The organism is Serratia sp. CC22-02 (genome assembly GCF_900182895.1).
GTDB classification, from domain to species: Bacteria; Pseudomonadota; Gammaproteobacteria; order Enterobacterales; family Enterobacteriaceae; genus Serratia; species Serratia nevei.
The window spans coordinates 913122-933208 of sequence record NZ_FXUD01000002.1; the positions used below are offsets into that span (position 1 = coordinate 913122).

A 20087-nucleotide genomic window follows, 5' to 3' on the forward strand; every position below is an offset into this window, starting at 1 on the left:
GTAGTTTAGCTGCAAAGCTTGGAGGTACTATGACCAAGTCTGAACTTATTGAAAGACTTGCTGGCCAGCAATCTCATATTCCGGCGAAGGCCGTTGAGGATGCAGTGAAAGAGATGCTTGAGCACATGGCCGCAACGCTGGCCGAGGGCGAACGCATTGAGATCCGCGGATTCGGCAGTTTTTCTCTTCACTACCGTGCCCCGCGTGTAGGCCGCAACCCGAAAACCGGTGACAAAGTTGAGCTGGACGGCAAGTACGTTCCTCACTTCAAACCCGGCAAAGAGTTGCGTGACCGCGCCAATATCTATGGCTAGTCGCTGACTGCTCATAGCGTTGTTGCTTGTAAAGAATATAAAACGGTGCCTTTAAGGCGCCGTTTTTTTTCGCCTGCGATTCTCCATGACACGCAAGTGAATTGCGTACTGCGCCGCATTTGCGGTGTGGCTGCTGCATAGGCCTCTCTTATCCTGCCATGCTCACCGCATCTTCGTTAAAGCCCGCTGGCGGCGACATATCGCCTCAATGATCCTGCTTGCTTGCCGTGACGCGTTTTTGCTCATGGTGGAGCCGATGGGAGAAGAGCGATCAAAATTTCGCTGGATCTGGCGATATTCGCCGTTATCTGCGGCATTCTGCCGCTGCTGGTTTTACCGCGGTTGCCAGAGCCATGGCTGTTGTGGCCGATGCTGTTTGTCGCCTGTTTACTGCTGCGCACCCGTTGGCCGATCTGCCGTTATTTGGCCTGTCTGGGTTTGGGATTCATATGGGCGGTTTTCAACGCCGGAAGCCTGCTTGGGCAAATGGAGCGCCTAAGCCGCATGCCGGATGTAACGGCGGTGGCGCAGGTGAGCAGTGTCGCACTGGAGCCTGCCGCCAGTAAGCAGACGCTGATGCGCATCGAGCGAGTCGACGGCCATTGGTTGGTGCCTGCGCTGGCGTTTACTACGACGTGGGCCCCAGAACGGCAGCGGCTGTGCGCCGGGCAGCGTTGGCAGTTGAAACTGCGTTTACGGCCGGTGCACGGCAAGCTCAATGAAGGCGGCTTTGACAGCCAGCGTTGGGCGATCGCGCAGCGCCAACCTTTGACCGCGCAGGTCAGGCAGGCTCGTTTGCTGGATGGCGATTGCGGCCTGCGCCAGCGCATAATCAGCCATGCGGAAACCAACATCGGTGAATTGCGTTACAAGGCGGTGTTGCTGGCGCTGGCGTTTGGGGAACGCACCGCACTGGAACAGGCTTTGCGCACGCTGATGCTGAAAACCGGCATTGCGCACCTGATGGCTATTTCGGGGCTACATGTGGCGATGGTCGCCATTTTGTTTTGGGCGGTGCTGCGTGCGCTGCAGTTTTTTCTTCCCGCCCATCTGATTGGTTATCGCTTTCCGCTGGTCGCGGGCTGGGTGGCGACGCTGATCTATGTCTGGTTGGTGGGCGCCCAGCCACCGGCGGTACGCACCGCGCTGGCGATGACGCTGTGGATGCTGCTGCGCTTGCGCGGCGTTCATTGTTCTTCCTGGCAAGTGTGGCTGTGGTGCGTCGGGCTGATTTTGTTGTGCGATCCGCTGGCGGTATTGTCAGACAGTTTTTGGCTGTCGGTGCTGGCAGTAGGGTGTTTGATTTTTTGGTTCGAATGGGCGCCGCTCGGCGAGCGATTTCGTTCCGCCTGGTATTGGGCGCCGGTACGCTGGCTGCATATTCAGCTGGGCATGACGCTGCTGTTGGTGCCGATGCAGGTCGCGCTGTTTTTAGGCCTGACGCTGACCTCGTTGCCGGCCAATCTCTGGGCGGTGCCCATCGTCTCATTGGTGACGGTGCCGTTGATTTTGCTGGCGGTGATTGGCGGCGTCTTCCCCTCGCTAAGTTACGGGCTTTGGTGGTTGGCCGATTTCACGTTGAGCGGGGTGTTTGTGCCGCTGCATTACCTGCAGCGCGGTTGGGTGGATTTGGGGGCTGCCTCGCTGCTGGCCAGCATAGCGGGATGGCTTATCGTTATCTGTTGGCGCTTTCATTGGTGGTGGCGCTATGCGCCGGGCCTGGCGACGATCGCGATATGCTGCGTGCTGTGGCGAGGAAAAGAGCCGGGATACCGCTGGCGCGTCGATATGCTCGATGTCGGGCACGGCCTGGCGATGGTGATAGAGCAAAACGGCAAAGGCATATTGTATGACACCGGCGATCGTTGGCCTGCAGGCAGCGCCGCCGAGCGGCATGTTTTGCCGATGCTGAACTGGCGGGGCATTGAACTGGAACAGATCATCATCAGCCATGCTCATCTCGATCATATCGGCGGGCTGTCGACGGTACAGAGTGCGTTTCCACAGGCGACGGTGCGCAGCCCGATACGCGGGGAGGGGCACTTGCCCTGCGTCGCCGGAGAGCGTTGGCGATGGCAGTCGTTGCAATTCGAGGTGTTGTGGCCGCCGAAAACGCTCAAAAGGCCGGTCAATGACGACTCCTGTGTGATTCGCATCGACGACGGGAAATACAGCCTGCTGCTTACCGGCGACGCGGAAAAGAAGGCGGAGGCACAGCTGATTCGATTGCGCCGCGACCGTTTGGCGGCCACGGTATTGCAGGTGGGGCACCATGGCAGCAGAACGTCTTCGACGCCGCCGTTTCTGCGCGCGGTCAATCCTGAGGTGGCGCTGGCGTCAGCATCTCGTTACAACAAATGGCGATTGCCGGCGCGTAAAGTGGTCGCCAGATACCGGGCAAATGGCATTACATGGCGTGATACGACGCGCTCCGGCCAGTTATCGGTACTTTTTTTCGACAACGATTGGCAAATTAAAGGCTTTCGCGAACAATTAATGCCCCGTTGGTACCATCAGCGGTTTGGCGTAGAGGGTGATAATGAGTAAAATAGGCCGCTATTTCTTCCGATGCTGGTATTTGCATGATGAATGATAAAGATCTCTCGACCTGGCAGACGTTCCGTCGACTCTGGCCGATGATCACTCCTTTTAAGACCGGGCTGATTGTGGCCGCCATTGCGTTGATTATGAACGCAGCGGGGGACACGCTGATGCTGTCTCTGCTTAAACCGCTATTGGACGATGGGTTTGGAAAAACCGACAGCAGCGTGCTGGTGTGGATGCCGCTGGCGGTGATTGCGCTGATGCTGATGCGTGGCGTGACCAGCTTTGTTTCAAGCTACTGCATTTCCTGGGTTTCCGGCATGGTGGTGATGCAGATGCGCCGCCGCCTGTTTGGCCACATGATGAGAATGCCGGTGGCCTTCTTCGATCAGCAGTCTACCGGGACGCTGTTGTCGCGCATTACCTATGACTCCGAGCAGGTGGCTTCCTCCTCTTCCAGCGCCCTGGTGACCGTGGTGCGTGAAGGGGCCTCGATCATTGGCCTGTTCATCATGATGTTCTACTACAGCTGGCAGCTGTCGGTGATCCTGATCGTGCTGGCGCCGATCGTCTCCATCGCCATTCGCCTGGTGTCCAAGCGTTTCCGCAACATCAGTAAGAACATGCAGAACACCATGGGACAGGTGACCACCAGCGCCGAGCAGATGCTGAAAGGCCATAAAGAAGTGCTGATCTTCGGTGGCCAGCAGGTGGAAACCGAGCGCTTTAACTCGGTCAGCAACCGCATGCGTCAACAGGGCATGAAACTGGTCTCCGCGTCTTCGATTTCCGATCCGATCATTCAGCTGATCGCTTCGCTGGCGCTGGCGTTCGTGCTGTTTGCCGCCAGCTTCCCAAGCGTGATGTCAACCCTGACCGCCGGTACCATTACCGTGGTGTTCTCGTCGATGATCGCGCTGATGCGCCCGCTGAAGTCGCTGACCAACGTCAATGCCCAGTTCCAACGCGGGATGGCGGCATGCCAGACGCTGTTCTCCATTTTGGATATGGAACAGGAAAAAGACACCGGCACCCGCGAAGTGAAGCGTGCGAAAGGCGATATCGAATTCCGCAACGTCACCTTCTACTACCCGTCCAAGGAAACGCCGGCGCTGCGTGATATCAACCTGAAAATCGCCGAAGGCAAGACCGTCGCATTGGTGGGCCGTTCCGGTTCGGGCAAATCCACCATCGCCAACCTGTTGACGCGTTTCTACGATATCCAGGAAGGCGAAATCCTGATGGACGGCCACGATCTGCGTGAATATACCCTGGCCTCACTGCGTAATCAGGTGGCGCTGGTCTCGCAAAACGTGCACCTGTTCAACGACACCATCGCCAACAACATCGCCTATGCGCGCGAGAGCGAATACAGCCGCGAGCAGATTGAGAAAGCGGCCGAAATGGCGTACGCGATGGACTTCATCAACAAGATGGAGAACGGCCTGGATACGGTGATCGGTGAGAACGGTGTAATGCTATCCGGCGGCCAACGTCAGCGTATCGCCATCGCGCGTGCGTTACTGCGCGACTGCCCGATCCTGATCCTGGATGAGGCGACTTCTGCGCTGGATACCGAGTCCGAACGTGCCATCCAGGCTGCGCTGGACGAGTTGCAGAAAGACCGTACTTCGCTGGTGATCGCGCACCGTCTGTCGACGATTGAGAAGGCGGACGAGATCCTGGTGGTGGAGGACGGCCGCATCGTCGAACGCGGCGAGCACGCCGAATTGCTTGAACGGCAGGGCGCCTATGCGCAGCTGCACCGCATGCAGTTTGGTCAATAATGATTGAGCGCATCTGGTCCGGCGGTTCGCTGCTTTATCTGGCGCTGCTGCCGCTCTCCTGGCTGTATGGCCTGCTCAGTTGGCTGATTCGCCTCAGCTATCGCTGTGGCCTGCGCAAAAGCTGGCGCGCGCCGGTGCCGGTGGTGGTGGTGGGCAACCTCACCGCTGGCGGCAACGGCAAAACGCCGATGGTGATCTGGCTGGTGGAACACCTGCAGCAGCGGGGCTATCGCGTTGGCGTGGTTTCGCGCGGCTACGGCGGCAAGTCGGCGGTCTATCCCCTGGTGCTCAATCAGAATACCTCGACCCGCGAGGCGGGGGATGAGCCGGTGCTGATTTATCAGCGCACCGGCGCGCCCGTGGCGATCGCGCCCAAGCGAGCCGAGGCGGTACAGGCCTTGCTGCAACAACAGCCGCTGGATGCGATCATCACCGACGACGGCTTGCAGCACTATGCCTTACAGCGTGACTTCGAGCTGGTGGTCATCGACGGCGTGCGCCGTTTCGGCAATGGCTGGTGGTTACCGGCCGGGCCGATGCGCGAGCGTGCCGCGCGGCTTGGCAGCGTCGATGCGCGCGTCGCCAATGGCGGCGTGGCGCAGGCGGGGGAGATTGCCATGCGCCTGCAGGCGCGTGACGCGGTGAACCTGCTGAGCGGTGAACGTCGCCCGGCGGCCGAGCTGCCGCGCGTGGTGGCGATGGCGGGCATCGGTCATCCGCCGCGTTTCTTCGCGACGTTGGAAAAGCTGAACGTCGAGGTGGTGCAGGAAGTGGCGTTTGCCGATCATCAGGAATATCAGCAGCCGCAGCTGACGGCGCTGGTTGCAGCCGATCAAACGCTGCTGATGACGGAGAAGGACGCGGTGAAGTGCCGCGCCTTTGCCCAGCCTAATTGGTGGTATTTACCGGTTGATGCGGTGCTACCGTCCGCTCAGGCTGAGCAACTGCTGCAGGGTATCGAATCTCTGCTGACCAAGTAACCTCAGGATGCCAGCGTGACAAGCCCCAGGGCTTGCGCGCAGGCCTCCAGCGAACGCTGCTGGGTTTGCTGATACAGCGCCAGCTCGTCGATCACCTCACTGCCCAACGCTTGTTCAAACGCAGCCCGGCTGGAAGCGGCATTGTACTGCGCGTGGCGGCTGTCCCCCAGATTTGACTGGAAAATCCCCGCTGCGCTGACCGGCAGAAAATCTTCATACACCAGCGGCTGGAAGCGAACGTGTTCTTTCTCGATCAGTTGCTCCAGGGTACTGTGCTTATCCAGCGACTCTTTGGCCGCCAGGCCGCATTCGGTCGGGAAATAGCGGAACCACGCCAGCTGTTGCTCGCGCAGCGTGGCGTAATCATCCGGAAACGCCCGGAAGTTTTCCTCCAGCAGTTGATAGTAGCGCTCGGCGTTCTTCTCGCTTGGCGGTGCCTGCAGTGCATCGTTGGTCGCCTGCAGCAGGCGGTCGTAGAGGGCGCGCCCTTTAGGCGTCAGCGCCACGCCGCGCTGTTCGATCTCGCCGAAGCGCGCGGTATGGTGGCCGGCGATGGCGTGGCCGTCGTGCTCAACGAAATCGACGCTTTCTTCCAACGCCTTGAAGCTGGTCTGGCGCAGCAGGATTGCACGGCGGCGGCGCGGCGGGCCCTCGATGACCGCTTTGGGCGTAATGCCGCGGCCGGGCATCGCCTGTTGAACGCGATCGATATCCAGCGTGCGCGGCGTCAGGTGGTTGATATGCGGCCCTTTAAACGCTACGACGTCGGCGATCAGGCGATGCTGATCGTGCAACTGCCGGTATTCTTCGGCGCTGACCGTCGCCTGATTGTGCCAGCGGAAGGTCTCCAGCGCTTGTTCGACAAACTCTTGCGCCTGCGCTGCATTCAATCCGCCTTGCGCTTCCTGCAGCGCGATCAGTTCCAACGCGCGATCGGTAAATATGCGGCGGCGCGCCAGCAAGCGCTCGGCCAGCTCACGCAGCGCGGGATCTTCTATCAGTTCCAGGCGCAGCAGGGAGGTGAACACGCGGAAAGGACTGATCTGCAGCGCGTCTTCATGTACGGCGCGAAAAGCGGTAGAGTGCACCGGAACGCCCGCTACCGACAGGTCATAGTAACCGACCGGCGCCATGCCCATCACCCGGAACAGGCGGCGCAGGGTGGCCAGCTCATCCGCGGTGCCGACCCGGATCGCGCCGTGGCGCTCCATGGCGAGGCGCTCTATCTCGCCGGTGATTTGCAACTGATGAGCCAGTGCGGCGTCTTCGCGCAGAACCTGTCGATTGGTTTCCGCCACCAACTCCAGCAGATCGCCGTACAGCGGTACCTCCTTTTGGTACATGTCCGACATCGCGTGGGAGAATCTGGCGCGGATTTCATTAGGTGAAACGAACTGCTGGGCGGTCATGCGCATAGCTCCTTGATTCAGCATAATCTGAAAAATCGTGTTTTTAGCGGCAAAAGTGCTGGCGAAAAAGCCGTCTGCCTTGTTTTCCCCTCAAGTTTAGCCATCTGATTTGGGATTTGTTATAGAGGCGCCAAGCATATTAGAGTTTTATGCGTTAGCTCTCATTTGCAGCGCACAGACGGACAAATGATGCGCCGGCCTGGGGGAAGAGGCGGTGGATGGGCTGCGAAGAACGGTAAATTAATTCATGTGTATTCAGGGGGATAAAAATAAATTCGGCGTAATGGCGAATTTAATGCAATAAACCTCTTGTGCATTCACCAGATTTATGAGTAAATGCAAGTCGGCCTGTAATCCAGACCTATTTATGTTCGAGTTTAGAGTTAAGCAGTTCCTCCAAAAACGTTATCATCCGATTCCGCTTCAAAGACGAACCTTCTAAGTACCTCCCATAAGTAATGTTTCTGAAATGGCCCCAATTGCCTCTTATGGCAGGTTTTGTAAATATATTTAAAGGTAAATGTAATGTCTAAGAAGACTGGTCAGGTTAAGTGGTTCAACGAAAGCAAAGGTTTTGGTTTCATTGAGCAGAACGACGGCGGCAAAGATGTATTCGTACACTTCTCCGCAATCATGACCGACGGTTTCAAGACCCTGGCTGAAGGCCAGCGCGTCGAGTACACCATCCAGGACAGCCCGCGCGGGCCGGCTGCCGCCAACGTAGTTGCTCTGTAAGATTACAGGGAACGCGTATAAGAGATCTTAATACAACCATGGTGACGCTTTAGCGCCGAGTCATGCGGAAGATATTAAGTTCAACAAGCCCGCCTTAGTGCGGGTTTTTTATTTTTTTTGCTCACGAGAGGTTTGTTACGAAAAACTTTAGGATGGGCTGGTAGCGTCCAGACAATATAAAAAATGACGTTGTCAAGGATGCTCAAGTAAAAGGATATAAGTTATGTTTAAAAATACTGTGTTAAAAATGGGCCGCGTGAAATGGTTTAATCAGGCCGAAGGCTATGGTTTTATTTCACCGGTAGATGGCAGCGACGAAATCTATGTCAATCGCAACGCTATCGCCAACACCAAAAATAAGTCGTTGAACGAAGGTCAGAACGTTGAGTTCTCGATCTATCGCAGCTCGCATGGGCTGTCCGCGGCAGACGTTATCGCGTTCTGATCGCACCCTCCTTCCTCGCCAGTGCCGGTGTCGCCACCCGCAAGCACTGGCGAAGATAAATCCCTCGATATCCACTATTATCAGGCCACTGCCTACTTGCCACGGATATCAGGATGACCACCCCGATAATTTCCCTTACCGCCGCTCGCGCGCTGCACCTTGCCGCCCAGGGGCTGCTTTCTCCGCTTAAACGACAGGCTAAGCCCGATGACGTCGTGAGCGCGATCCAGCGCATGGGGCTGTTACAAATCGATACCATTAGCGTCGTCGCCCGCAGCCCGTATCTGGTGCTGTTCAGCCGTTTGGGCGCCTATCAGTCGGAATGGCTGGAGCAGGCGCTTGCCGGCCGCAAACTGTTCGAATATTGGGCGCACGAAGCCTGTTTCCTGCCGATTGAGGATTTTGGTTTGCTGCGGCACCGCATGCTGGCGCCTCATGATATGGGCTGGAAATATTCCGCCGACTGGGTGCAGCAGCACCAGGCGGCGATGGACAGCCTGCTGCGGCACATCGAACAGCAGGGGCCGGTGCGCTCCGCCGATTTCAGCGCCGAGAAAAAGGGCAACAGCGGATGGTGGGACTGGAAACCGGAGAAACGACACCTGGAGATCCTGTTTACCGCCGGCAAGCTGATGGTAGCCGAACGCCGCAACTTCCACCGGGTTTACGATCTGACCGAAAGGTTGCTGCCGGCCTGGGACGATGCGCGTCATACGCTGCCTGCGGAGCGGGCGCGCAGGCAGATGCTGCGCCGCACCTGCCGCTATCTGGGTATCTTTCGCGCTGAATGGTTGGCAGATTACTATCGGCTGAAACGCGTGGCGCCAAAAACCTTGCTGGCAGAGCTGCAGGAGCAGGGGGAGATTACGCCAGTGCAGGTAGAGGGGCTGGAAGGGCCGTTCTATGTGCATGAATCTCTGGCGGAACTGCTGCCGCTGGCGGAACAGGGCAAACTCAAATCGACGGTCACCAGCCTGTTGTCCCCCTTTGATCCGGTGGTTTGGGATCGGCGGCGGGCGCTGGAGCTGTTCAACTTTGACTATCGGCTGGAGTGTTATACGCCGAAAGAAAAACGCCGCTATGGGTACTTCACCCTGCCGGTGCTGCACCGCGGTGAGCTGGTGGGGCGCATTGACGCCAAGGCGCACCGTCGCCAGGGGGTGTTCGAGATCATCAGCTTCCATGCGGAGCCGCAGGTGCGCTTCGGCAAACAGCGGGCGCAGGATATCCGGCAGGCCATCGCGCGTACGGCAAAATGGCACGGTGCGCAACGCGTCGCGCTGGGCGACATTCCGGCGGCGTTGGCCGCTGAATGGGGGGCCGGCTGGGAAGTGGAATAACGAACGACGCCGTCGGTGGGTAAAACGAAGTTCAGCGCCGCTCGTTACAAAGGGGCTCAGTGGCTGAAGTTAGCGAACAGAGCGATGATTTTATGCAGACGTTTGATCACGTATCACGGCCTTTTTGTGATTTGTATCACAAAATTCTACGCTGGGATGCGCCCCAGTTCAAGCGGTTGCCCCCGCGCGATGAGGAAATATCGGTGGGTTGGCGCCACCGGTGATTAACCTGAGGCCGGGCGTTATGCTATCCTCACAGCCTTTCCCAGATGACCTATCCCCTTACGGAGGATGCATGGACCACCGTTTACTCGAAATCGTTGCCTGCCCGGTATGCAACGGCAAACTCTATTTCAATAAAGAAAACCAGGAACTGGTGTGCAAAGCGGACGGGTTGGCTTACCCCCTGCGCGACGGCATTCCGGTGCTGTTGGAAAATGAAGCGCGTGCGCTGTCGCTGGATGAGAAACACGCATGAGTTTTATCGCTATTATTCCCGCCCGCTACGCCTCGACCCGTTTGCCGGGTAAACCGCTGGCCGATATTCACGGCAAGCCGATGGTGGTACACGTCATGGAGCGCGCCCGCGAGTCCGGCGCCAGCCGCGTCATCGTGGCGACCGATCACCCTGAAGTCGCCAAAGCGGTGGAAGCCGCCGGTGGCGAAGTGTGCATGACCAGCCCGGATCACCATTCCGGCACCGAGCGGCTGGCGGAAGTGATCGCGCACTACGGCTTTGCCGACGACCAGATCATCGTTAACGTGCAGGGCGATGAACCGCTGATCCCACCGGTGATCGTGCGTCAGGTCGCAGAGAACCTGGCGGGCAGCCAGGCCGGTATGGCGACGCTGGCGGTGCCGATCGAGAGCGCCGAAGAGGCTTTCAACCCCAATGCGGTGAAGGTCGTGATGGACGCGCAGGGCTACGCGCTCTATTTTTCACGCGCCACCATTCCGTGGGATCGTGAGCGTTTCGCCGCGTCGAAAGAGAGCATCGGCGACAGCCTGCTGCGTCATATCGGCATCTACGCGTACCGCGCCGGCTTCGTGCGTCGCTACGTCAGCTGGGCGCCGAGCCAGCTGGAACAGATCGAGCTGTTGGAACAGCTGCGCGTGCTGTGGTACGGTGAAAAAATCCACGTGGCGGTCGCGAAAGCGATCCCGAGCGTGGGGGTCGATACGCCGGAAGATCTCCAGCGCGTGCGCGACAGCATCCAACCCTGAGCCTGAGTTCGTCGGCGCGCCGCGCAACGCGCCGACGATGCAACACCCCCCATGATTGTTCCCCGTTTTGTTGATCTGCGTTGAAGAATTTTTCTGCTCACCGTTCGATGATGTTACGTACCCCCTTATTAGCCTGAGGTGAATGCCTTATGGAGCAGTTACGCGCCGAACTGAGCATTGTGCTGGGTGAGTCCATCAGCCGGCTGGAGCGGGTGAGCGAGCAGCCTTATGCGCATATGTATTCGCTGTACGATCGGCAGGGCAACGCGATCCCGCTGATGGCGAAAAGCTTTATCTGTCAAGGCATCGCCCAGCAGGAGGCTTACAAGCTGTCGATGCTGGCGCGCGACGGGGATATTCGGCTGCCCACGGTGTACGGCGTGGTATGTACTCAACAGACGCCGTATAAGGAAATCCTGCTGATCGAGCGCCTGCGCGGCGTGTCGGCTGAAGCGCCGACGCGCTCGCCGGATCGCTGGAACATGCTGATGGAACAGATCGTTGACGGGATATTGGCCTGGCATCGCATCGACAGCCACGGCAGCGTCGGCAGCGTTGACAGCACGCAGGAGAACGACTGGTTTTGCTGGTATCAACAGCGGGTCGAAGTGCTGTGGGCGACGGTAGTCAATCTCACCACCCCGCAGCTGACCATGGCGGATCGGCGTTTGCTGTACCGCACGCGCGAAGCGCTGACCCATTTCTTCGTCGGCTTCGACGATCCCTGTGTTCTGGTGCACGGTAACCTGTCGCTGCGCAGCATGCTGAAGGATCCCAAAAGCGATCAGCTGCTGGCGATGCTCAATCCCGGCGTGGTGCTGTGGGCGCCGCGCGAATACGATCTTTTTCGCCTGTGCGAGGCGGGTATGCCCAGCCAACTGCTGTTCCGCTATCTGCAGCGCGCGCCGGTCGCCGACGCTTTCCTGGCACGGCGCTGGCTGTATGTGGTGTGGGAAGCGGTAGGGCGCTTGGTTCATACCGGCAAGCTGGAGCGGCGGCCGTTCGACTATGCATCGCAACAGCTGCTGCCCTGGCTGGCCGGTTGAACGGGCCTTACTCGGCGCCGGCGCGATCCGCGCCTTTCAGCCACTGCCACAGGCTGCCCAGCGTTTCATACCAGGCACGTTCGGTATGGCCGAGGAACATCGAGGACGGTGTGGCGCGATCCCAGATATTCAGCGGCGAGTCGATCGCCAACTGGTTGGCCGGCGCCGGGATCGGGTGCAGGCCTTTCGCCTCGAAGAAGCGCATGGCGCGCGGCAGATGGTTGGCGGAGGTCACCAGAATGAACGGTTGCTCGCCGACCAACTTGGCGACCTGAGCGGCTTCTTCCTCGGTATCGCGCGGTTCCCTCAGGATCACCATATCGCTGCGCGGCACGCCCAGGCTTTCGGCCACCAGCGCCGCCGTGGCGGCGTTGCTTTGCATGCTGCCGGCGGATGCGCCGGTAAACACCATTCTGGCGCCGGGATGCGCAAGGTAAAGCCGCACGCCTTCCGTCACGCGCGGCAGGCTGTTGCCGAGCAAATTCGAGCTGGGTGCCCAATCGGGATTGTAGGTATAGCCCCCGCCCAACACCACGATGTAACTGACCGGATCGTTGCCGCGATAAGTCTGGTATTGGGCTTCGATCGGCCTCAGCAGCCGGTCGGCCACCGGCTGCAGGCTGAAAAGCAGTAAAAACAGCCAGCTCAGCGTAAAAATCGTCTTACCGCTTTTTTGCCAGCGGGTGAACCACAGCAGCAGCAGCGCCAGCCCCATCAGCAGCATCAACAGCGGCAGCGGCATCAGCATGGCGCCAAAGAACTTTTTCAGGTTGAACAGCATCGAAAATCAGATCCTTTTGGGTGAAAAAGCGGCATCCAGGCATAAACAGGCCGCAAGAAGATACATTCTAAGCCAGTCTGTGCCAAAATAGCAGGTTTGAATGGGCGTGCGCTTTGCCGCCGACAAGAATGAGATCAGCGGAGCCGTTGTCCATGCAGGATCGCAATTTTGACGATATTGCTGAAAAATTTGCGCGTAATATTTACGGCACCACGAAAGGAAAAATCCGCCAGGCGGTGGTTTGGCAGGATCTGACCGGGTTGCTGGCGCAGTTGCCGCAGCGGCCGCTGCGCATCCTCGACGCCGGGGGCGGTGAAGGCCATATGGCCTGCCAGCTGGCAGAATTAGGACATCAGGTGTTGTTGTGCGATCTTTCTGGTGAGATGATCCAGCGCGCCGCGCAGCTGGCGGAACAGAAAGGTGTGAGCCAGAACATGCAATTCGTACAAAGTTCTGCGCAGGATATCGCTCAACATTTGGAACAGCCGGTTGATCTGATATTGTTTCATGCAGTGCTTGAATGGATCGCCGAGCCCGAAGCGGCGCTGCAGGCGTTGTATGACTGCCTGACGCCGGGCGGCGCGCTGTCGCTGATGTTCTTCAACGCCAACGGCCTCTTGATGCGCAACGTGGTGTTGGGTAATTTCCAACTGGTGGATCCCGAGGTCAGGCGGCGCCGCAAGCGTTCGCTGTCGCCGCAATATCCGCACGATCCGCTATTGGTCTACGGTTGGCTGGAACAGCTGGGCATGCGTATCGGCGGTAAAACCGGCGTGCGGGTGTTCCACGACTATCTGCAGAGCAGACAGCTGCAAACACAAAAATTTGAAGAGTTACTGGCGCTTGAACAGCACTATTGCCGGCAGGAGCCGTACGTGAGTTTGGGGCGCTATATTCACGTCATGGCGCATAAACCAAACCTGAAGGACGAACTATGAGTGAATTTTCCCAGACAGTACCCGAACTGGTCGCCTGGGCACGGAAAAATGATTTCTCTATTTCGCTCCCTACGGAGCGTCTCGCATTTCTGCTCGCCATCGCCACCCTGAACGGCGAACGGCTGGACGGCGAGATGAGCGAAGGTGAGCTGGTTGATGCATTTCGCCATGTCAGCAAGGGTTTTGAACAGACGCATGAAACGGTGGCGATGCGCGCCAACAATGCGATCAACGACATGGTGCGCCAGCGCCTGTTGAACCGCTTTACCAGCGAACTGGCGGACGGCAATGCGATTTACCGCCTCACGCCGCTGGGTATCGGCATTACCGATTACTATATTCGCCAACGCGAATTCTCCACGCTGCGTCTGTCGATGCAGCTGTCGATCGTGGCGCAGGAACTCAAGCGCGCCGCCGACGCCGCCGACGAGGGCGGCGACGATTTCCATTGGCACCGCAACGTGTTCGCGCCGTTGAAATATTCGGTGGCGGAAATCTTCGACAGCATAGACATGACCCAACGCGTGATGGACGAGCAGCAGCAGAGCGTGAAAAACGACATCGCGGCGCTGCTGAGTAAAGACTGGCGGGCGGCGATCTCCAGCTGCGAGATGCTGCTGTCGGAAACCTCGGGCACCCTGCGCGAGCTGCAAGATACGTTGGATGCGGCGGGCGATAAGCTGCAGGCCAACCTGCTGCGCATCCAGGACGCGACCCTCGGCAACGTGGAGCTGGGCTTCGTCGACAAGCTGGTGTTCGATCTGCAGAGCAAGCTGGATCGCATCATCAGCTGGGGCCAGCAGGCGATCGACCTGTGGATCGGCTACGATCGCCACGTACATAAATTTATCCGTACCGCTATCGATATGGATAAAAACCGCGTGTTCGCCCAACGCCTGCGCCAGTCGGTGCAAACCTATTTCGACCACCCGTGGGCGCTGACCCATGCCAATGCCGATCGTCTGCTGGACATGCGCGACGAAGAACTGGCACTGCGCAGTGAGGAAGTGACCGGGGAACTGCCGCCGGATCTGGAGTTCGAAGAGTTCAGCGAAATTCGCGAACAGCTGGCGGCGATGATCGAAGAGGCGCTGAAGGTGTATCAGGAACAGCAGATGCCGCTCAACCTTGCAGCGGTGATGCGCGATTATCTGGCGCAATATCCGCGTGCGCGTCATTTCGACGTGGCACGCTTAGTGGTCGACCAGGCAGTGCGCCTCGGTGTGGCTGAAGCAGATTTCTCAGGGTTGCCGGCGGAATGGCAGGCAATCAATGATTACGGAGCCAAGGTCCAGGCCCATGTCATCGACAAATATTGAACAAGTAATGCCAGTCAAGCTGGCCAAGGCACTGTCCAACTCGCTGTTCCCGGCGCTGGACAGCCAACTGCGTGCGGGTCGTCACATCGGTATCGATGAGCTGGACAACCACGCCTTTTTAATGGATTTCCAGGATGAGCTGGAGGAATTTTACACCCGTTACAGCGTCGAGCTGATTCGGGCGCCGGAAGGTTTCTTCTATTTGCGCCCGCGCTCCACCACGCTGATCCCGCGTTCGGTGCTGTCCGAGCTGGATATGATGGTCGGTAAAATCTTGTGCTACCTGTATCTCAGCCCCGAGCGCCTGGCGCATGAGGGTATTTTCAGCCATCAGGAGCTGTACGACGAGCTGCTGAGCCTGGCCGATGAGAACAAGCTGCTGAAGTTCGTCAACCAGCGCTCCACCGGCTCGGATCTCGATCGGCAGAAGCTGCACGAAAAGGTGCGCACCTCGCTGAACCGCCTGCGCCGCCTCGGCATGGTCTACTTCATGGGCAATGACAGCAGCAAGTTCCGCATTACCGAGGCGGTGTTCCGCTTCGGCGCCGACGTGCGCAGCGGCGACGATCCGCGTGAAGCGCAGCTGCGCATGATTCGCGACGGCGAGGCGATGCCGGTTGAAACCAGCCTGTCGCTGAACGATGAGAATGAGGCTGAGGATCAGCAGGTTGATAACGCTCCTGACGGTGCAGAGGATGAACAGGAATGATTGAACGCGGTAAATTTCGCTCGCTGACGCTGGTTAACTGGAACGGTTTCTTCGCCCGCACCTTTGATCTGGATGAGCTGGTGACCACGCTGTCCGGCGGTAACGGGGCAGGGAAATCCACCACCATGGCGGCCTTCGTCACCGCACTGATCCCCGATCTGACGCTGCTGCACTTCCGTAACACCACCGAAGCGGGCGCCACCAGCGGCTCGCGCGATAAAGGCCTGCACGGCAAGCTGCGTGCCGGCGTGTGTTACTCGACTCTCGACGTCGTCAACTCGCGCCACCAGCGCGTGGTGGTGGGCGTGCGCCTGCAGCAGGTGGCGGGGCGCGATCGCAAGGTCGACATCAAACCGTTCACCATCCAGGGCCTGCCGACCGCGGTTCAGCCGACCGAGTTGCTGACCCAGACGGTGGGTGAGCGCCAGGCGCGCGTGCTGTCGCTGCAGGAGCTGAAGGATCGCGTGGAAGAGATGGAGGGAGTGCAGTTCAAGCAGTTCAACTCCATCACCGATTACCACTCGCTGATGTTCGATCTGGGCGTGATCCCGAAACGTCTGCGTTCGTCCGCCGATCGCAGCAAGTTCTACCGTCTGATTGAAGCGTCGCTGTACGGCGGTATTTCCAGCGCCATCACCCGCTCGCTGCGCGATTACCTGCTGCCGGAAAACAGCGGCGTGCGCAAGGCGTTCCAGGACATGGAAGCGGCGCTGCGCGAAAACCGCATGACGCTGGAGGCGATTCGCGTCACCCAGTCGGACCGCGATCTGTTCAAACATCTGATTTCCGAGGCCACTTCCTATGTGGCGGCGGACTATATGCGCCACGCCAACGAACGCCGCATCCATCTGGACGGCGCGCTGGCGCTGCGCAGCGATCTGTTGGGCAGCCGCAAGCAGCTGGCCGCCGAACAGTATCGCCATGTGGAAATGGCGCGTGAGCTGAGCGAACAGAGCGGTGCCGAATCCGACCTGGAAACCGATTACCAGGCCGCCAGCGATCACCTGAATCTGGTGCAGACGGCGATGCGTCAGCAGGAGAAGATCGAACGCTATGAAGCCGATCTGGAAGAGCTGACCTACCGTCTGGAAGAGCAGAACGAAGTGGTGGCCGAGGCGAGCGAGCAGCAGGCCGAAAACGAAGCGCGCGCCGAAGCGGCCGAGCTGGAAGTGGATGAGCTGAAGAGCCAGCTGGCCGACTACCAGCAGGCGCTCGACGTGCAGCAGACCCGCGCCATTCAGTACCAGCAGGCGCTGCAGGCGTTGGAACGCGCACGCGCCCTGTGCCAACTGCCGGATCTGACCGCCGATAACGCCGAACAGTGGCTAGACACCTTCCAGGCCCGCGAACAGGAAGCGACCGAAGCGTTGCTGATGCTGGAACAGAAGCTGAGCGTGGCCGACGCCGCGCACGGCCAGTTCGAACAGGCCTATCAGCTGGTGGGGAAAATCGCCGGCCAGGTCAGCCGCAGCGAAGCCTGGCAGTGCGCGCGCGAATTGCTGCGCGACTGGCCTTCGCAGCAGCACCTCGCCGAGCGCGTTCAGCCGCTGCGCCTGCGCCTGAGCGAACTGGAACAGCGCCTGCGCTCGCAGCAGGACGCCGAGCGTCTGCTGCAAGAGTTTTGCAAACGCCATGGCCAAGAGTACCAGCCTGACGATCTCGATATGCTGCAGCAGGAGCTGGAAGAGCGCCTGGAAGCGCTGTCGCAGAACGTCAGCGAAGCCGGCGAACGCCGCATGGAGATGCGCCAGGAGCTGGAGCAGATCCAGCAGCGCATCCGTGAGCTGACGGCGCGCGCGCCGGTGTGGCTGGCGGCGCAGGACGCCCTGGGCCAGCTCAGCGATCAGAGCGGAGAGCCGCTGGAAAACAGCCAGCAGGTGACCGAATACATGCAGCAGCTGCTGGAGCGCGAGCGTGAAACCACCGTCGAGCGCGACGAAGTGGCGGCCCGCAAACGTGAAGTGGAAGCGCAGATCGAACGTCTCAGCCAGCCGGGCGGCGCGGAAGATCAGCGCCTGGTCACGCTGGCCGAACGTTTCGGCGGCGTGCTGCTGTCGGAAATTTACGATGACGTCACCATCGACGACGCGCCTTACTTCTCGGCGCTGTACGGCCCTTCGCGCCACGCTATCGTGGTGCCGGATCTGTCGCTGGTGCGTGAGATGCTTGAAGGGCTGGAAGATTGCCCGGAAGATCTTTACCTGATCGAAGGGGATCCGCAGTCGTTCGATGACAGCGTGTTCGCCGTTGAAGAGCAGGACAAAGCGGTGGTGGTGAAAATCGCCGATCGCCAGTGGCGTTACTCCCGTTATCCGGAAGTGCCGTTGTTCGGCCGCGCGGCGCGCGAAAACCGTCTGGAAGTGCTGCATGCCGAGCGTGAAACGCTGGCGGAGCGCTACGCCACGCTGTCGTTCGACGTGCAGAAAACCCAGCGCTCGCACCAGGCTTTCAGCCGCTTTATTGGTACCCATCTGGCGGTGGCGTTCGACGCCGACCCGGAAGCGGAGATCCGCGGCCTGAACGCCCGTCGTGGCGAGATCGAACGTGCGCTGAACAATCACGAAGCGCAGAACCAGCAGCAGCGTCAGCAGTACGAACAGGCCAAAGAGGGCATTTCCGCACTCAACCGCCTGATGCCGCTGGTGTCGTTGCTGAACGATGAAACGCTGCAGGACCGCGTCGACGAGATCCGCGAAGAGCTGGAAGAAGCGCAGGACGCCGCGCGTCATATCCAACAGCACGGCGTGTCGCTGACCAAGCTGGAACCGCTGCTGTCGGTGCTGCAGAGCGATCCGCAGCAGCATGAACAGCTGCAGCAGGATTACGCGCAGGCGCAAAGCGTGCAGCGTCAGGCTAAACAGCAGGCGTTCGCGCTCACTGAAGTGGTGCAGCGTCGTGCGCACTTCAGCTACACCGATTCTGCCGGCATGCAGAATGCCAACAACGATCTGAACGATAAGCTGCGCCAGCGTCTGGAGCAGGCGGAAGCCGAACGCGCCCGCGCCCGTGAGCAACTGCGTCAGTATCAAACCCAGTTCACCCAGTACAGCCAGGTGCTGGCCTCGCTGAAAAGCTCGTACGACGCCAAGCGCGACATGCTGAAAGAGCTGAGCCAAGAGCTGGTGGACATCGGCGTGCAGGCCGACGCCAATGCCGAAGCGCGCGCCCGTGCGCGTCGCGACGAACTGCATGCGGCGCTGAGCAACAACCGCGCTCGCCGCAACCAGCTGGAGAAGCAGCTGACCTTCTGCGAAGCCGAAATGGACGGCCTGCAGAAGAAACTGCGCAAGCTGGAACGCGATTATCATCAGCTGCGTGAGCAGGTGGTGACCGCCAAGGCGGGCTGGTGCGCGGTGATGCGCCTGGTGAAAGACAACGGCGTGGAACGCCGCCTGCACCGCCGCGAGCTGGCGTATATGGATGGCGACGAGCTGCGCTCGATGTCGGATAAGGCGCTCGGTGCGCTGCGTCTGGCCGTGGCGGATAACGAACACCTGCGCGATGTGCTGCGCCTGTCGGAAGATCCGAAGCGGCCGGAGCGTAAGATTCAGTTCTATATCGCGGTCTACCAACACCTGCGCGAGCGCATCCGTCAGGACATCATCCGCACCGACGATCCGGTCGAGGCCATCGAACAGATGGAAATTGAGCTGGGCCGTCTGACCGAAGAGCTGACCGCGCGCGAGCAGAAGCTGGCGATCAGTTCGAAAAGCGTGGCCAACATCATTCGCAAAACCATTCAGCGCGAACAGAACCGCATTCGCATGCTGAACCAGGGTCTGCAGGCCGTTTCCTTCGGCCAGGTGAAGAGCGTGCGCCTGAACGTCAATGTGCGCGAAGCGCATGCCACCCTGCTGGATGTGCTCTCCGAGCAGCAGGAACAGCATCAGGATCTGTTCAACAGCAACCGTCTGACCTTCTCCGAAGCGTTGGCCAAGCTGTATCAGCGCCTGAATCCGCAGATCGACATGGGGCAGCGCACGCCACAGACCATCGGCGAGGAGTTGCTGGACTACCGCAACTACCTGGAGATGGAAGTGGAGGTATACCGTGGCTCCGACGGCTGGCTGCGTGCGGAAAGCGGCGCGTTGTCTACCGGTGAAGCCATCGGTACCGGGATGTCAATCCTGGTGATGGTGGTGCAGAGCTGGGAAGAAGAATCCCGCCGCCTGCGCGGTAAAGACATCTCGCCGTGTCGCCTGCTGTTCCTCGATGAAGCGGCGCGTCTGGATGCCAAGTCGATCGCTACGCTGTTCGAACTGTGCGACCGTCTGGAAATGCAGCTGATCATCGCGGCGCCGGAAAACATCAGTCCGGAGAAGGGCACCACCTATAAACTGGTGCGTAAAGTGTTCCAGAACCACGAGCATGTGCACGTGGTGGGGCTGCGCGGTTTCGCCGGTGAGCCGCCGGCGCTGGGTACTGCGCCGGTTGAAACGCCGTAACGCAGAAAAACGCCCTAAAAATCTGAAAATAGCCGCCGCAGGGTGGCTATTTTTTTGTGCGCGTGGATGAT

16 protein-coding genes are annotated in these 20087 nt (G+C 59.5%); 14 read left to right on the top strand and 2 right to left on the bottom strand.

Annotated features, from left to right (window positions below; translation table 11 throughout):
• Window positions 1–29 precede the first annotated feature (29 nt).
• The 4 genes from ihfB to lpxK all read left to right on the top strand — a co-directional run bounded on the left by ihfB (window position 30) and on the right by lpxK (window position 5625).
• The gene (gene ihfB, locus QOL81_RS11210; protein ID WP_004928264.1) at window positions 30–314 is read left to right on the top strand and encodes an integration host factor subunit beta; all 285 of its coding nucleotides are present in this window, start codon (window positions 30–32) and stop codon (window positions 312–314) included.
• Between the two features lie 276 nt (window positions 315–590).
• Window positions 591–2861, top strand: coding sequence for a ComEC family protein (locus QOL81_RS11215; RefSeq protein WP_080432942.1), 2271 nt, complete (start codon window positions 591–593; stop codon window positions 2859–2861).
• Window positions 2862–2896: 35 nt separating this feature from the next.
• Entirely contained in the window at window positions 2897–4645 is a 1749-nt protein-coding gene (gene msbA / locus QOL81_RS11220; protein WP_047727931.1) for a lipid A ABC transporter ATP-binding protein/permease MsbA, read from the top strand.
• The gene (gene lpxK / locus QOL81_RS11225; protein ID WP_060421751.1) at window positions 4645–5625 is read left to right on the top strand and encodes a tetraacyldisaccharide 4'-kinase; all 981 of its coding nucleotides are present in this window, start codon (window positions 4645–4647) and stop codon (window positions 5623–5625) included. The genes msbA and lpxK overlap by 1 nt, the downstream gene beginning before the upstream one ends.
• A 2-nt stretch (window positions 5626–5627) precedes the next feature.
• On the opposite strand, the gene hglS is transcribed toward lpxK, so the two are convergent.
• A complete protein-coding gene (hglS, locus tag QOL81_RS11230) occupies window positions 5628–7034 on the bottom strand; it encodes a 2-oxoadipate dioxygenase/decarboxylase HglS (RefSeq protein ID WP_060421754.1) in 1407 nt (468 codons plus the stop codon).
• Window positions 7035–7559: 525 nt separating this feature from the next.
• Between hglS and cspE the strand changes: the two genes are divergently transcribed.
• The 6 genes from cspE to QOL81_RS11260 all read left to right on the top strand — a co-directional run bounded on the left by cspE (window position 7560) and on the right by QOL81_RS11260 (window position 11824).
• Window positions 7560–7769: a transcription antiterminator/RNA stability regulator CspE gene (cspE, locus tag QOL81_RS11235; protein ID WP_019454537.1), complete on the top strand. Its 210-nt coding sequence runs from the start codon at window positions 7560–7562 to the stop codon at window positions 7767–7769.
• Window positions 7770–7992: 223 nt separating this feature from the next.
• Window positions 7993–8214 carry a cold-shock protein gene (locus QOL81_RS11240; protein ID WP_004928241.1) on the top strand — a complete coding sequence of 74 codons (222 nt, stop codon included), beginning with the start codon at window positions 7993–7995 and terminating at the stop codon, window positions 8212–8214.
• A 113-nt stretch (window positions 8215–8327) separates the two neighbouring features.
• Complete coding sequence (locus QOL81_RS11245; protein ID WP_197757520.1) at window positions 8328–9554, top strand: winged helix-turn-helix domain-containing protein; 1227 nt, start codon at window positions 8328–8330, stop codon at window positions 9552–9554.
• A 295-nt stretch (window positions 9555–9849) separates the two neighbouring features.
• Complete coding sequence (locus QOL81_RS11250; protein WP_004928237.1) at window positions 9850–10032, top strand: Trm112 family protein; 183 nt, start codon at window positions 9850–9852, stop codon at window positions 10030–10032.
• Window positions 10029–10778 (top strand): 3-deoxy-manno-octulosonate cytidylyltransferase, encoded by a 750-nt coding sequence (gene kdsB / locus QOL81_RS11255; protein ID WP_004928235.1) that lies wholly within the window; start codon window positions 10029–10031, stop codon window positions 10776–10778. Before QOL81_RS11250 ends, kdsB begins: the two co-directional genes overlap by 4 nt.
• A gap of 149 nt (window positions 10779–10927) precedes the next feature.
• Window positions 10928–11824, top strand: a complete 897-nt coding sequence (locus QOL81_RS11260; protein ID WP_060421759.1) for a YcbJ family phosphotransferase — start codon at window positions 10928–10930, stop codon at window positions 11822–11824.
• Window positions 11825–11831: 7 nt separating this feature from the next.
• Here the strand turns inward: QOL81_RS11260 and elyC are convergent, their stop codons facing one another.
• Complete coding sequence (gene elyC / locus QOL81_RS11265; protein ID WP_038880809.1) at window positions 11832–12605, bottom strand: envelope biogenesis factor ElyC; 774 nt, start codon at window positions 12603–12605, stop codon at window positions 11832–11834.
• Between the two features lie 152 nt (window positions 12606–12757).
• Here elyC and cmoM point away from each other — a divergent pair, with 152 nt between their 5' ends.
• Genes cmoM through mukB form a run of 4 tightly spaced genes read left to right on the top strand, consistent with a single transcriptional unit; the run spans window position 12758 to window position 20016 of the window.
• Window positions 12758–13543: a tRNA uridine 5-oxyacetic acid(34) methyltransferase CmoM gene (gene cmoM, locus QOL81_RS11270; protein WP_015377334.1), complete on the top strand. Its 786-nt coding sequence runs from the start codon at window positions 12758–12760 to the stop codon at window positions 13541–13543.
• Window positions 13540–14862, top strand: a complete 1323-nt coding sequence (gene mukF / locus QOL81_RS11275; protein WP_004928228.1) for a chromosome partition protein MukF — start codon at window positions 13540–13542, stop codon at window positions 14860–14862. Before cmoM ends, mukF begins: the two co-directional genes overlap by 4 nt.
• Window positions 14843–15571 (top strand): chromosome partition protein MukE, encoded by a 729-nt coding sequence (gene mukE / locus QOL81_RS11280; RefSeq protein WP_033637863.1) that lies wholly within the window; start codon window positions 14843–14845, stop codon window positions 15569–15571. Before mukF ends, mukE begins: the two co-directional genes overlap by 20 nt.
• Window positions 15568–20016, top strand: a complete 4449-nt coding sequence (gene mukB / locus QOL81_RS11285; protein ID WP_060440277.1) for a chromosome partition protein MukB — start codon at window positions 15568–15570, stop codon at window positions 20014–20016. The genes mukE and mukB overlap by 4 nt, the downstream gene beginning before the upstream one ends.
• The last annotated feature ends 71 nt before the right edge of the window (window positions 20017–20087 follow it).

Excerpts from the sequence above, each read along its gene's own strand:
- ihfB (WP_004928264.1), top strand. The coding sequence starts at position 30 with ATGACCAAGTCTGAACTTATTGAAAGACTTGCTGGCCAGCAATCTCAT.
- hglS (WP_060421754.1), bottom strand. The coding sequence starts at position 7,034 with ATGACCGCCCAGCAGTTCGTTTCACCTAATGAAATCCGCGCCAGATTC.
- QOL81_RS11260 (WP_060421759.1), top strand. The coding sequence starts at position 10,928 with ATGGAGCAGTTACGCGCCGAACTGAGCATTGTGCTGGGTGAGTCCATC.
- mukB (WP_060440277.1), top strand. The coding sequence starts at position 15,568 with ATGATTGAACGCGGTAAATTTCGCTCGCTGACGCTGGTTAACTGGAAC.
- QOL81_RS11240 (WP_004928241.1), top strand. The coding sequence starts at position 7,993 with ATGTTTAAAAATACTGTGTTAAAAATGGGCCGCGTGAAATGGTTTAAT.
- kdsB (WP_004928235.1), top strand. The coding sequence starts at position 10,029 with ATGAGTTTTATCGCTATTATTCCCGCCCGCTACGCCTCGACCCGTTTG.
- mukF (WP_004928228.1), top strand. The coding sequence starts at position 13,540 with ATGAGTGAATTTTCCCAGACAGTACCCGAACTGGTCGCCTGGGCACGG.
- cmoM (WP_015377334.1), top strand. The coding sequence starts at position 12,758 with ATGCAGGATCGCAATTTTGACGATATTGCTGAAAAATTTGCGCGTAAT.
- cspE (WP_019454537.1), top strand. The coding sequence starts at position 7,560 with ATGTCTAAGAAGACTGGTCAGGTTAAGTGGTTCAACGAAAGCAAAGGT.
- msbA (WP_047727931.1), top strand. The coding sequence starts at position 2,897 with ATGATGAATGATAAAGATCTCTCGACCTGGCAGACGTTCCGTCGACTC.
- mukE (WP_033637863.1), top strand. The coding sequence starts at position 14,843 with ATGTCATCGACAAATATTGAACAAGTAATGCCAGTCAAGCTGGCCAAG.
- elyC (WP_038880809.1), bottom strand. The coding sequence starts at position 12,605 with ATGCTGTTCAACCTGAAAAAGTTCTTTGGCGCCATGCTGATGCCGCTG.
- QOL81_RS11250 (WP_004928237.1), top strand. The coding sequence starts at position 9,850 with ATGGACCACCGTTTACTCGAAATCGTTGCCTGCCCGGTATGCAACGGC.
- QOL81_RS11245 (WP_197757520.1), top strand. The coding sequence starts at position 8,328 with ATGACCACCCCGATAATTTCCCTTACCGCCGCTCGCGCGCTGCACCTT.
- lpxK (WP_060421751.1), top strand. The coding sequence starts at position 4,645 with ATGATTGAGCGCATCTGGTCCGGCGGTTCGCTGCTTTATCTGGCGCTG.